9 protein-coding genes are annotated in these 12,371 nt (G+C 70.6%); 5 read left to right on the top strand and 4 right to left on the bottom strand.

The features are described 5' to 3' along the window. Positions 1-8: 8 nt before the first annotated feature. The 4 genes from ACIBPB_RS10705 to ACIBPB_RS10690 all read right to left on the bottom strand — a co-directional run bounded on the left by ACIBPB_RS10705 (position 9) and on the right by ACIBPB_RS10690 (position 3,382). On the bottom strand, positions 9-1,289 hold the full coding sequence (locus ACIBPB_RS10705) for a hypothetical protein (RefSeq protein ID WP_396839309.1): 1,281 nt from the start codon (positions 1,287-1,289) through the stop codon (positions 9-11). 45 nt (positions 1,290-1,334) lie between these two features. After that, a complete protein-coding gene (locus ACIBPB_RS10700) occupies positions 1,335-1,757 on the bottom strand; it encodes a hypothetical protein (protein WP_396839307.1) in 423 nt (140 codons plus the stop codon). A 553-nt stretch (positions 1,758-2,310) separates the two neighbouring features. Then, on the bottom strand, positions 2,311-2,511 hold the full coding sequence (locus ACIBPB_RS10695; protein WP_396839306.1) for a DUF397 domain-containing protein: 201 nt from the start codon (positions 2,509-2,511) through the stop codon (positions 2,311-2,313). Beyond that, the gene (locus ACIBPB_RS10690) at positions 2,504-3,382 is read right to left on the bottom strand and encodes a helix-turn-helix domain-containing protein (RefSeq protein WP_396839500.1); all 879 of its coding nucleotides are present in this window, start codon (positions 3,380-3,382) and stop codon (positions 2,504-2,506) included. Before ACIBPB_RS10690 ends, ACIBPB_RS10695 begins: the two co-directional genes overlap by 8 nt. 369 nt (positions 3,383-3,751) lie before the next feature. Between ACIBPB_RS10690 and ACIBPB_RS10685 the strand changes: the two genes are divergently transcribed. The 5 genes from ACIBPB_RS10685 to brxD all read left to right on the top strand — a co-directional run bounded on the left by ACIBPB_RS10685 (position 3,752) and on the right by brxD (position 12,371). After that, positions 3,752-4,066: a DivIVA domain-containing protein gene (locus ACIBPB_RS10685; protein WP_396839305.1), complete on the top strand. Its 315-nt coding sequence runs from the start codon at positions 3,752-3,754 to the stop codon at positions 4,064-4,066. After that, entirely contained in the window at positions 4,063-4,317 is a 255-nt protein-coding gene (locus ACIBPB_RS10680; protein WP_396839304.1) for a hypothetical protein, read from the top strand. The genes ACIBPB_RS10685 and ACIBPB_RS10680 overlap by 4 nt, the downstream gene beginning before the upstream one ends. 125 nt (positions 4,318-4,442) lie before the next feature. Next, positions 4,443-8,312, top strand: a complete 3,870-nt coding sequence (locus ACIBPB_RS10675; protein ID WP_396839303.1) for a phage resistance protein — start codon at positions 4,443-4,445, stop codon at positions 8,310-8,312. Positions 8,313-8,361: 49 nt separating this feature from the next. Further along, a complete protein-coding gene (gene pglZ, locus ACIBPB_RS10670) occupies positions 8,362-11,070 on the top strand; it encodes a BREX-2 system phosphatase PglZ (RefSeq protein WP_396839302.1) in 2,709 nt (902 codons plus the stop codon). After that, the gene (brxD, locus tag ACIBPB_RS10665; protein WP_396839301.1) at positions 11,067-12,371 is read left to right on the top strand and encodes a BREX system ATP-binding protein BrxD; all 1,305 of its coding nucleotides are present in this window, start codon (positions 11,067-11,069) and stop codon (positions 12,369-12,371) included. Before pglZ ends, brxD begins: the two co-directional genes overlap by 4 nt.

The following is a 12,371-nucleotide window of genomic DNA, read 5'->3' as shown; positions in this document are numbered from 1 at the left end:
CGGGCGGTTCAGACGATCGAGACGGACAGCATGCAACCGTCTGCTGACGTGATTACGGTCAGGAGTTCGTCTTGGCGATCTCGGGGTCTACCGGGCACCGGGACGTAGATCCCGGTCTCGTACCGTGCGCGGTAGCGCTCCCGGCGGGCTGACGCTGCCTGACGGCTCGACAGGTCAAGGAACTCCTCGGCGACACCCGTTCTGAGGTTTAGGCTTCGCGGGCCAACGGGGATTCGTGTGGTCTCGCAGCGGAAAGCGCCGCCAGCGGTGTCGATCACCTCTAGTCGGTTGACCGCTTCCATGATCTCCGCAGGACTCTCCCGGATACCGGCGAGGGTGGACGGAATGCCGGCAAATGCGAGTAACCGGGCTTGGTCGAGGTCCTCCACCTCAACCGCCAGCCGTTCATGTATGACCTCGGTGTCGAGGTAATCCTCGGTTTGGTTAATGTCGGCGAGTATCTTGGGCGACGGCCCCTCGTCTTCAGCCATCCTCTCCAGCGCAACACGACGTGTCCGCGTGTCTGGGTCCGGAACCTCTACTGCGAATGCCTCAAGCGCATCTCCTTGCAGGCATGCGCCGATGACGATGCGACGCATGGTCGCCCCGGGAACGTTGGCAGGCACGAGCACTTGCTGAACGCCACGTGCGAGCTGCCGCACGGTCGTTTGCCTGTTGGAGCTGTTCCCCTTCACCTCGACAACGACCACGTCCGACACGCCGCCCGCGTGGGTGTCGTACCAGAAGTAGTCAGGCTTGTGTGCCTTCAGGTTCCGCATCGCCTCGGCGAGTACGGGATCGAAGGTCACCGCATCCGCGTCGACGACCTTTGCTGGGCGTCTGAGTATGAACTGTTCGACCAGATCTGTCGCTACGGCGATGCCGAAGTGCTCCGAGAGCAGTGTTCGCTGGTGGAACCTCACCTGCTCGGTCAGCTCGGATAGGTAGATTTCGGGGCGGTATTCGTGGAACGCCCAGAGGTAGCGAATGATGGCCCACCGGCTTGCGGTGCGGAGGGCAGCTAGCCCCGAGAGCCCGGCAGCGCCCGGCGAGTGGAGGCCGGGGAGGGCACTGGTGGTCCTGCCGAGCCCGAACAATAGATCGAATGGTCTCACGTTGGAGCGGACGCCCAAGGCTGCTAGCTCAGGAACGGGACGCACGTTGACGGCGAGTCCGGTTTTCTGATAAAGCGCGCGGCGCACCGCTGTCGCCAAGTTCCTGTCCGATGTCACGGCGTAGTCGCCCGGATCGAAGAGTGCCGCAATAAGGCTGGCAGGAGAAGCCGTCATTGAGTGACCTGCCTGGACGAGGGGTGAATGTGTCGTCAGTGAACTCTAGAGCTGTCCACGCCGGCTCTTGATGCCCCATCGCCTGCACTCTTCGCGTTGCATCTCCCAGAACCGGGTGCTGGTGACCGTAGCCTCTGCGCTGATCCGCTCACCGAGCGGATCAGCCTTACCGTTGACCCGGAAGTAACCGGCGCCGGGAAAGTCCTTGCGAGGCCCTGCGACGTGTACGACCAGGGCGTCTAACGGCGGCAGTTGCCGTTCCTGGCAGCGATAGTGAAAGGACGCCATGAACTCGGTGACCAGATGGGATTCGCCGCCCATATGAAGGTACTGCGGAGCTGGTAGGCCGGCGGCCTCGAAGACCCGGGAGTAGGAGACCGTCTGCCCTCGATCCTCTGCGCCGTTCTTGATCACGAAGTCGATCGCCGCGTTTACTTGATCGACCGTGAACTCATGGGAGGGGATCATGCAAGGACGATACTGGCTGAGAGGTCCACCGTGGACTAGCCCAACGCCTTATTCCCACTAGCTGAATACCTGACGTGTGGCGCAAGGAGTACGCGCGGTTTGCCGGGCACGTGCCGTGTTGCGGCAGGCCGTGGTCGACCTGCAATTGGTACCGGATGTTATCGAGTCAGGTGCGGCGCCAGCAGATGCGGCAGGCCGACTTACCGCGGTCTTGGGCGGCGGCGGCGCTGACAAGTTCGACTTGGTTGACCCTGCGGCCCTCCTTCTCCGCCTGTCGCACGCCCTGGCGGTAGCCGGGGCAGTCGGTATCCCGATGGAAGGCCCGACCCCCTGTGGTGACTATGCCGCGCGTCCCACCCGATGGCCAGGTGTTGGCGAGTTGCACGGGCACGGCTCGGGCATCCTTCTTGCCGCTCTGAACCCTGCGCCTGCCGCTACGTCGATCACTCATCCCCACCTGTCGATTCTTGCGCCCGATGGGGGCGGTGTCGAGTCTTCGATCTGAGGCGATTCTCCCGCCCCCGAGGTGCCCCGGAGACGGCAGGGCTGGTGATCAGTGGCTCAGGGCTTCGGCCTTGACGCCGTTGACGAAGGTGGCCCAAGCCGTCGGGTGGAATGTCAGCACCGGGCCGGCCGGGTCCTTGCTGTCGCGCAGCCCGACGACGCCGGGAAGGCTGTCGGCGACCTCGACGCAGTTGCCGCCGTTGTTGCTGCGGCTCGACTTGCGCCAGACGGCACCGGTCAGGTCAGGCACGGGAGTACTCCTCTGCGACTTGCTGGATCAGGTTCTTGGACCTGGACTCGTTCAGGGCGCGGTCCGCCATGTCGGCCCAGATGGTGTTGTAGGCAGCGGTCTCGTGGGGCTTGTCGAGATAGATCGCTCCCGTCGCGGCCTCCAGGTACGCCACCGGCGGTTCCACCTCCCTGCCATTGCTGTCGTGCGGGAATTCCAGGATCGAGAAGGCTCCGGCCATCGCCCCGGCGTGTAGCCCGGCAGAAAATGTCAGCACCTGAATGGTTACGTTCGGTAGCTCTGTGGCCTTCAAGATCTGCTGCAGTTGCTCAGCCATGATCGTGGCGCTGCCCACCGGGCGACGCAACACGGCCTCGTTGATTATCACGCTGAGTTGCGGGGCGGAGAACCGAGCGAGAAGTGCCTGTCGCTCGACGCGAAGCTGGACGGCCCGTTGCTGCTCATCGCTGTTCCTGGCGTCGATCGAACCGCCGGGCGTCTTGAAGACCTGCTCGGCGTAGGCCCGGGTCTGAAGCAGGCCGGGAACCAGTTCGGCCTCGTACTGCCGGATGCGGGACGCCGCAGCTTCGAGCCCGATGTAGAGCTGGAACCAGCGCGGCAGGCCCGAGCCGATGTAGTCGTGCCACCAGTTCTTGTTCTCTCGGGTCGCCGCCGTCAGGGCGAGTAGTAGCTCGCAGTCCTCCGCCGATGCGCCGTATAGGTCGAGCATCTGCTGCACGTCGGCCTGCCGGAAGCGGACGTGCTCGGCGCCGTTCTCGATCCGGTGCAGCGTTGCTCGTGCTCGATCCAAGCGCTCGGCGGCCTGTTCCATCGTCAGCCCTGCTGCCTTGCGCAGTGACTCGAACTTCCGCCCGATCTGTCGCCGCAGCATGGTCGAGCCCGCCACTGACTGTGACACTGTCCGTCCTCCGACCGTCGAGACCTGTGAACACGCGTCCGTCCAATTCAAGCGCTGCGGTGTCTCACAATCAATAGACACGTCACAAGCAGTGATCTTCTCTAGCAAGGTTGCTGGACCGAACACGCTTTTGCGATGTTGCAATTGCATGTGGCCAGTGCTTCACTGCCCTTGCGGCCACTGTGGAGTTCTCGCTGCTCAGCGGCCATGTGTGCCCTGCTGCCGTACTGCCGATGACGGCTGCGGTGGCAGGTGCCGGGGTGGGTCCGCCGGTGCGGGGAGGGCTTGTGGGCCCGCCCCTTCCAACAGGTCAACCTCCACGGTGAGAGGCAGGTCCACCTCATGCGCGTCTTCTTCCGGCGTACCCGGCGTCGGCTGCGGTGGGTCCACCCGCCGACCTGTTACCGCTCGGCGTCCTACCACCCTCTGCGACCGTGGCAGGTGCGCGAGCGGCGGTTCCGGTCGATGCCGTTCGGGCGGCGCGGGCTCGACCCGCAGGAGGTGCGACAGTTCCTCGACCAGGTCGCCGGTGACCTGGCCGTCGTCTACGACGCGCTCGCGCAGAGCCGCAGGGAGACCGACCTGATCAAAAACGCGCTGCGCCGCTGGCAGTCCGAGCAGGCTCGCGTCCGCACCGAGCGGGGGGAGGGCCGGTGAGCGAGCGTTGGGTGATCCACCTGCCGGCCGTCGCCGATGACCTGCTCTCCGCTCAGCGGCTCGCCCGCGTGGTGGCGCACTGGGCGCACGTCCTGCCGCAGCTCGACCCCGGCGGCACCACCGTCTCGGCCGAGGACGACCAGAACGTACGCCACTGGGTCTTCTGCGACCGGCTCCTGCCCGCCGGACAGCGCTGCCTGCTCTGGCCCGACCACGACGGCGACTGCTCCCGCCGGCCGAGGCGGCGGTGAGTCCGGGCGACGCGCTGGGTGGCTGTGGTGCGGGCGGGCTGGGACCTGAAGCTTCCAAACCTTAGGATCGTCGGGTTGCCGGTGACGCCGGCATCACGGGGCGCAGTGGGGGGCGAGGAGCGGCGATGACCCTGTTACGGGACGTGATCGAGATTCCGACCTCGGTCGGCGACGGGGACTTCGTCGTCCGCGCCGCCGAGGGTGCCGACCTGCGCCGGTACGTCGTCACCGACCAACTCCGGGACAACTTCGCCGACGCGCTGCGCCGGATCGGGCACGCCGTCACCACCGGCCGCTCGCAGGCGGTGTTCCTGCATGGCTCGTTCGGCTCCGGCAAGTCGCACTTCATGGCGGTGCTGCGGGAGATCCTCCAGCACAACCCGGCGGCCCGCGAGGTGCGCGGCCTGGCCGAGCCGGTCCTCGCCGCCGACTCCTGGCTGCGTGGCCGGAAGCTGCTCACCCTGACCTTCCACATGCTCGACGCGCGCTCGGTCGAGCAGGCGGTCCTGGAGGGCTACCTCAACCAGATCACCCGGCTGCACCCGGAGGCGCCGGCCCCCGCCGTACACCGGTCGGACGCGCTGCTCGACGACGCCGCCCGGCTGCGCGAGCGGATGGGTGACGACGCCTTCTTCGCCGCGCTCCGCGACGGCAGCGGCGCCCCCGCGGCGACCGGCGGCGGGCTCGCCGCGCACGTCGCCCGGGCCTCCGGCTGGACCCCGGACCGCTACGCCGCCGCCGCGGCCGCGCCGCCCGGCACCGCCGAGCGGGACGGGCTGGTCAGCGCGCTGACCAGCACCTTCTTCACCGGCGCGGTCCGCAGTGGGGAATACCTCGACCTGGACACCGGCCTCGCCGTGATCACCCGGCACGCCAAATCGCTCGGGTACGACGCCCTGGTGCTCTTCCTCGACGAGCTGATCCTCTGGCTCTCCACGAAGATCAGCGACCACACCTTCGTCAACACCGAGGGCGCCAAGCTCAACAAGCTTGTCGAGTCGGCCGACGCCACCCGGCCGCTGCCGCTGATCTCGTTCGTCGCCCGGCAGCGCAACCTGGAGGACTTCCTCGGCCCCCAGGTCGGCGGCACCGAGCGGGAGGCCCTGGCGCACGTCATGCGCAGCGTCCAGGGCCGGTTCGGCGAGATTGCCCTCGCCGACACCAACCTGCCCGAGATCACCGAGAAGCGGCTGCTCAAGCCGCTCACCGACGAGGGCCGGGCGATCATCGACAACGCCTTCGCGGCGGTGAAGGGCAACCGGGAGGTCTGGGACGCCCTGCTGCTCGGCGCCCAGTACGGCGACGCCGGCATCGGCTCCGACGCCGCGGCCTTCCGCAAGCTCTACCCGTTCTCCCCGGCGCTGGTCGCCACCCTGGTCGCCCTCTCCCAGGCGTTGCAGCGGGAGCGGACCGCGCTGAAGGTGATGACCGAGCTGCTCGTCGACCGCCGGGACACCCTGCGGGTCAACGACCTGATCGGGGTGGCCGCGCTCTTCGACCCCCTCGTCCTGCACGGCGAGCTGCCCGACCGGCCCAAACTCAAGCAGCTCTTCCAGTCCGCCCGGACGCTGTACACCCAGAAGCTGCGGCCGATCCTGCTCAACCTCAACGGCATCACCGAGGAGCAGGCGGGCGGGCACCAGCAGTTCCAGCTTGACGACAAGCTGATCAAGACGGTGCTGCTCGGCGCCCTGGTGCCCGAGGTGCCGGCCCTGCACAACCTCACCGCCGCCAAGCTGCACGCTCTCAACTTCGGCTCGATCACCTCGCCGATCCCCGGCTACGAGCGGCAGATCGTGCTCAACCGGCTCAACCGGGTCGCGGACAGCGCCGGCGAGCTGCACCTGACCAAGACCCCCGACCCGGTCGTGTCGCTCAAGCTGCACACCGTCGACTACGACAAACTGCTCGACCTGGTCCCCGAATCCGACACGATCGGCGCCCGGCAACAGCTCATCCGTGACCTGGTGACCGGGGAGCTGAACATCACCGGAGCCAGCGGCCAGCTCGGCGAGCTGCTGGTCGCTCGGCCGTGGCGGGGCCGGGCCCACACCATCCAGGTCAAGTTCGGCAACGTCCGAGACCCCGACACCATGCCGGCCTCCGCGCTGATCGCCACCGGGGAGGCGTGGCGGGTGGTCATCGACTACCCGTTCGACCTGCCCGGCTACGAGCGCGCCGCCGACCGCGCCCGGATCGAGCGCCTGGAACGCGGCTCGCGCACCGTCTTCTGGCTGCCCTATTTCCTGACCGACGAGATGATGGGCAAGGTCGGCCAGCTCGCGAAGATCAACTACCTGCTCAGCGGGACGGGCGACCGGCTCAACTCGTTGGCCGCCGACTGGCCGCTCGCCGACCGGCAGCAGGGCAAGGTCTACCTCCAGCAACGCCAGTCGCAGCTGCGTAGCACCCTGCTCGGCGCCCTCATGCAGGCGTACGGGTCGACCACCTCCCGGGGGTCGGACGTGCAGGACGACAGCATCGGCGTGTTCCACACCCTCGCCGACGGCCTGCACATCGGCGACCCGCGCGGCGGCACCCTCGCCGAGGCGTTCACCAACCTCACCGGCGAACTGCTCGCCTGGTCCTACCCGGGCCGTCCGGCCATGCCCGACGACGAGAGGCCCGTCACCCGCAGCGAATTGGCCAAGATCCTCGACTACGCCAAGCAGGCCGCCGCCGACCCCACCCGGGGCATCACCGTGCCCAACCCGGCCGACCAGCGCACCCTCCGGCGGGTCTGCAACAACCTGCGCCTCGGCGAACTGGTCGACGGCCGCTACGTGCTCACCACCTCCACCTCCCGGTGGAGTCAGCATCTGCTCCAGGCCGCCGCCAACGAGGGCTACACCGACCACTTCCCGGTGCACCTGCTGCGCCGGCTCATCGACGAGCCCGCCGCGTTCGGCTTCGACCGCGAACTGCAGAACCTGATCATCATGGTCTTCGGGCTCGACCAGCAGCTCGCCTGGTACCAGCACGGGGTCAAGATCGACGTGGCCAGCCTCGCCGGCGTGCGGGACGAGTTGGAGCTGCGCCACCCGCCGATGCCGGACGAGCAGTCCTGGTCGGACGCGGTCGACCGGGGGCTCGCGATCTTCGGCGGGGTGCTGCCCGTCTGGCGCACGCCGGCCAACCTCGGCGAGCTCGCCGGCAAGCTTCGCGCGGGGGCGCGTGAGCGGACGAAGGCCGCCGGCAGCCTCGTCGACGCGCTGACCGCGCACGCCGACGTGCTCGGTCTGGACGTCTCGGCGTCGACCGGCCGGCTCGCCACCGCCCGGCGGGCGTACCGGTTCGTGACCGACCTGGCCGCCGAGCGGGACGACGTGGTGCTGGTCGAGACGGTGGCCCGCGCCGACCTGGGCGACGTCGACGACCAGGCCGTCGGTGCGGTGCTCAGCCAAGCGGCCAGGATCAGCGACGAGTTGGCCCGGGACCACCAGTGGCCCCTGCTCCAGGCCATCGCGGCGCGGGCGGGCCACGACGAGCGGGCCCGGGCGGTCATCGAGCAACTCCGGGACGTCGCCCGGCGCGACCAGCACGTCCAGGACCTCATCGACGCCCTCCGGACGGCGGTTGCCGCAGCGGCGGCACTGCTCGCGGCCGACCAGCCGGCGGGGCCTGGCGACGGTCGGTCGACTCCTGGTGCCACCGAGCAGGTACCGAAGCAGCCAGGGCCCGGGCAGGTCGAGTCCGCCGAGGTCGCCGGTGGCGACAGCTCGGGCGCGGTACCGGCCGGCGGCGCGACGGATGGTGCCAGGACTGGCCCGGTAGCCGGTGGCGGGGACTCCGGCGGTGGGGCCGCTGGCGCCGGCTCCCAGCCGGCGCCCGGTGGCAACGGGACCGGTCCGGAGCGGGCTGACGGTGGCCTCGTCGCAGTTGGCCAGCGACGTCGCGAGGTCGTCGACGCGGCCACCTGGGAGAAGGTCGCTGCCGAGATCGCCGGCGAGGTCGCGGCTGGTCGGCGGGTGGTTGTCAACTGGGAGGTCCTGTGACCGCCGTCGGCTGCCCTCGCCTCAGGTGTGCGTCCGCGCGGGTGGCATCGTGAGCGCACCGGTCAGCGCCGCCCAGCCCGACGCGGTCCGCCGCAAGGTCGAGGCGTGGCTGGCCGAGAGCGACCCGGCCGACGCGATCGCGCTGAGGGCCCGCCCCGAGTGGCCGGCCGAGCCGGTGCTCACCGTCGACGGAAAGCGCATCCGGGTGGTGCCGTGCCCCACGCCGCTCGCCGCCCGCGCCGCCCTGCACGACCGGGCCGACGGCGAACGGCTGGTGCTGCTGACCGAGCTGACCGACAGCGAGCTGGGCGACGGACTCCTCGCCCACCTCAGCAAGCAGACCGTCCGCAAGATAGACCCGTGGGATCTGGTCCGGCAGATGTTCGGCGGGGTGAAGGACCTCGACCCCACCCTGGTCCGGGTCGGGCGATGGGTCGCCAACGCGCTGACCGACTACGCCCCGTCCGACGGCTGGCCGGCGCCGCCCGGCGCGATCCTCACCCGGGACCATGCGCTACGCAGCCTGACCGCGGAGCTGCTCGACCTGCCGGCGGCCGAGCTGGACGACAGCGGTCTGGTGCAGTGGAGCACCGACGCCCGCCGCCAACTCCGGTTCACCACGCTGCCCGACGCTGTCGCCGAGGGGATCACGGCGTACCTGACGAGCACTGCCGGCCGCGCCGCCGTCCCGGTCATGGCCGCCGTCCGGGCCGGCCACGGGGTGGATGCGATCCCGCTCGGGCTGCTGGCCGGGCTGCTCTGGCCCACTGGCGGTGCGGGGACGGCCGAGGTTGAGTTGGCCGTGGGCCGTACCCGGTTGGAGCCTCGGTTCGGCGGGCTGCGACTGTCGCCGCAGCAGGCCGAGGCGCTGCACCGGGCCGCCGAAGCGTGGGTTTACCGGACGGTGGATTCGGGCGACGACGGCCGGGCCGAGGCGATGCGGATGCTGCGGCGGGCTGAGGCGGTTGCCGCGGAAATCGGCATCAGCGGGCTGCTCGGCGCCTCCACCGTCCTGCCGAGCGGATTCGTCCAGCGGCTGCGGACCTTCGCCGACGCCGTCCGGCTCGCCGTGCCGGCCGGCGGTTCGGTGCTGCCCGCGGCGGTGGCCCGGGCGCAGTCGGCCCTCGCCACCGTGGAGGCGCACCGGGCCGCCGAGCCGCGTCGGGTGGAGACCGCGCGGATGGCCGTCCGGCTGCTGCGTTGGCTGCACACCACCGACGGGCCGGCGCCGGCCACCCTGCTTGACGCGCTGCACCGGCAGGTCCGGCAGGACGGGTGGGTCGACCGGGCCCGGCTCGACGTCTTCGCCGGTGACCCCGACCCGCAGGTCGCCGAGGCGTACCGGCTGTTGCACCGGGCCGTGGACGTCCGCCGCTCCCGGCACGACCAGCAGTTCGCCACCCTGCTCGCCACCGCGACCGCCGCCGAGACCGAGCCGGGCGCGCTGCTGCGGGTCGAGGACGTGCTCGACCGGGTGGTCCAGCCGATCCTCGACCACGGTCGCCCGGTGCTGCTGCTCGTGCTCGACGGCATGGGCGTCGCCGCGGCCACCGAACTGGCCGAGTCGGTCACCCGCAGCGGCACCTGGCTGGAGGTGACTCCCGACGGTGGCCCCCGCACCGGTGTGCTGGCCGCCCTGCCCACGGTCACCGAGGCCAGCCGGTGCAGCCTGCTGAGCGGCCGGATCACCAGCGGGGGTCAGCAGGCCGAACTGAAGGCATTCGGGAAGCGGTGGCCCACCGGACGCCTGCTGCACAAGAAGGCGCTGCGCGCCGGCGCCGGCGCTTCCCTCGACCCGGAGGTGCTGGCCGCGCTCGGCGATCCGTCGACCCCGGTGGTCGCCGCCGTGGTGAACACGATCGACGACGCGCTGGACCGCAGCGACCCGGGCACGACGGTGTGGAGCGAGGAAACCATCACCGCCGTCGCTGACCTGTTGGCGTCCGCGGCCGACCGGGTGGTCGTCCTGGTCTCCGACCACGGCCACGTCGTCGACCGGGGACCGGAGTCGGTTGTCCTGCCCAGCGGCAGCAGCGACAACCGCTGGCGGCCGGCCACCGGCCCGGCCGGTGACGCCGAGGTTGCGGTGCGCGGCAGCCGGGTGGCACTCGGCGGGGGTTCGGTCATCCTGCCCTGGCGGGAAGAGGTGCGGTACGGGCCACGCAAGGCCGGCTACCACGGCGGCGCCGCACCGGCGGAGGCGGTCATCCCGCTCCTCGTGCTGACCGCCGGGGACGACCAGGCGGTACCCGGGTGGGCAGGTGCGCCGGTGGCGAGCCCGGACTGGTGGCGGGAGCCGCTGACGGAAACTCCGGGCCCGCCCGCCGAGTCGGCTGCGCCGGCCCGCCAGCGGCCCCGGCGCCCGGTCGAACCGCAGGCCGAGAGCCTGTTCGACCTGGCACCGGTGACCGCTGCGCCGGCGGCGGTGCCACCGCCCGCCCCGGCTGCTCCGGACCTGGTCACGGTCCTGCTCGCCAGCGACCGCTACGCCGAGCGGCGAGATCCCCGGATGCCGCTCGCCGACGAACGGGTCGCCGCACTGCTGGGCACCCTGCTCGCCGGCGGTGACCGGGCGACCCTCGACACCCTCGCCGCCCGGGCCGGCGTTCCGGCCCACCGCATCACCGGCACCGTCACGGCGCTGCGTCGGCTGCTGCAGGTCGAGGGTTACCCCGTCATCACCCTCGACCCCGACGGGCGTACCGTCCACCTCAACCGGGCGTTGCTGGTCGAGCAGTTCGAGCTGGAGCCGCGGTGACCGTCGAGATCTCCGCCCGCCGCCGACGAGACATCGTCGACGCGCTACGCCGCGGCGTCGTCCCGAGCAACGGGCTCGACGCGCTCGCGGTCGGGCTGGACCGGTTCACCGCCGCCCTCGACGACGACCTCGACCGGGTCGCCGGCGGCGGCAGTGTGTTCAAGGCCGTCCGCGGCGAGTACGGCGCCGGCAAGACCTTCTTCACCCGGTGGCTGGCCGAACGCGCCAAGCGCCGCGGCTTCGCCGCCGCCGAGGTGCAGATCTCCGAGCTGGAGACGCCCCTGCACCGGATGGAGACCGTCTACCGGCGGCTGGTCGAGCACCTCAGCACCGAACAGTTCTCGCCCAGCGCCTTCCGGCCCGTACTCGACGGCTGGATCTTCGCCCTCGAAGAGGACGCCCTCGTCGACGGTGCGATCGCCGAGGATGACGCGGAGGCGCTCGACCGGGCGGTCGGTGACCTGCTGGAGCGCCGGTTGGGCGAGATCTCCCGCAGCACTCCCGGCTTCGCGGCGGCGCTGCGCGGCTACCGGGCCGCCACCGCCACCGGCGACCATCGCAGCGCCGACGGCCTCGCCGCCTGGCTCGGCGGGCAACCACACGTGGCCGCGTCCGCGCGTCGGGCCGCCGGGGTGAAGGGCGACCTCGACCACTATGCCGCGCTGAGCTTCCTGCGCGGACTGCTGACCGTCCTGCGGGACAGCGGGCACCAGGGGCTGCTGCTCGTGCTCGACGAGGTCGAGACGCTGCAACGGGTGCGCTCCGACGCCCGGGACAAGGCGCTCAACTCGCTGCGCCAACTCATCGACGAGGTGCACGCGGACCGCTTCCCCGGCCTGATGGTGGTCATCACCGGCACGCCAGCCTTCTTCGACGGGCCGCAGGGGGTGCAGCGACTCGCGCCGCTCGCCCAGCGGCTCGCCACCGACTTCGGACCCGAGGCGCGCTGGGACAACCCTCGCGCCACGCAACTGCGGCTGCCGGGCTTCACGACGGACGCGCTCGTCGCACTAGGCCAACGGGTGCGTGCGATCTACGCCAGCCCCGCCGTCGACTCCCGGGTCGACGACGACTACCTCGCGACGCTGGCCCGTGCCGTCACCGGAGCGCTCGGCGGCCAGGTCGGCGTCGCCCCCCGTATCTACCTGAAGAAGCTGGTCGCGGACGTGTTCGACCGGGTCGACCAGTTCGCGGACTGGGACCCGCGCCGCCACTACGAGCTGACCCTGCGCGCCGACGAGCTCACCGACGTCGAGCGCAACGCGGCCGCCTCGGCCGACGACATCGAACTGCCGATCTGA

This window comes from Micromonospora sp. NPDC049836, from assembly GCF_044465125.1.
Classification (GTDB): Bacteria; Actinomycetota; Actinomycetes; order Mycobacteriales; family Micromonosporaceae; genus Micromonospora.
The sequence above is the reverse complement of the archived record's forward strand: the minus strand, read 5'-3'. Positions and strand labels throughout refer to the sequence as shown.